The sequence below is a fragment of the Xanthobacter autotrophicus genome (genome assembly GCF_030015065.1).
Lineage (GTDB): Bacteria > Pseudomonadota > Alphaproteobacteria > Rhizobiales > Xanthobacteraceae > Xanthobacter > Xanthobacter autotrophicus_D.
The window spans coordinates 1-389 of the sequence record NZ_JAIVFN010000563.1 but is presented as its reverse complement, the minus strand read 5'-3'; the positions used below and the strand labels follow the sequence as shown (position 1 = coordinate 389).

General features: G+C 69.7%; 1 pseudogene. It reads left to right on the top strand.

Annotation, left to right across the window (positions count from 1 at the left end):
- Nucleotides 1-186: pseudogene (locus K9U40_RS24525) on the top strand (hypothetical protein); the annotation flags it as partial.
- Between the last annotated feature and the right edge of the window lie 203 nt (nt 187-389).

The following is a 389-nucleotide window of genomic DNA, read 5'->3' as shown; positions in this document are numbered from 1 at the left end:
CTGGTGGTGCAGTGCCGCCGCTTCTGGTATGCCTACCAGCACGAAGGCGAGATCAGCGAAGGGGCGCAGGCCCACCTCGCGATGGCCGAGGCGATCGCCTCCAGCGACGCCGCCGCCGCCGAGGAAGGCGCCGAGCAATTGATGCGCTACCTGGCGCGCTTCACGCACCGCATCATCAATTCCTGAGGAGGAAGCGCAGGGGCGTCGCCCCCGGCCCTGGCACATCCTGTGTCGGAGGCGCTGGAATCAGGAGCGTCCCGGGCCCTGCGGCGCGTGCGGCGGGCGGTCAGAGCTTCGCGCCCACCGCCCGCAGTTCGGCGATCTGCGGCGCCTTGGGCAGCCAGAGCTTGTCGAACGCTTCGATGGCCGGCTTGGTGTCGAAGTTGCTC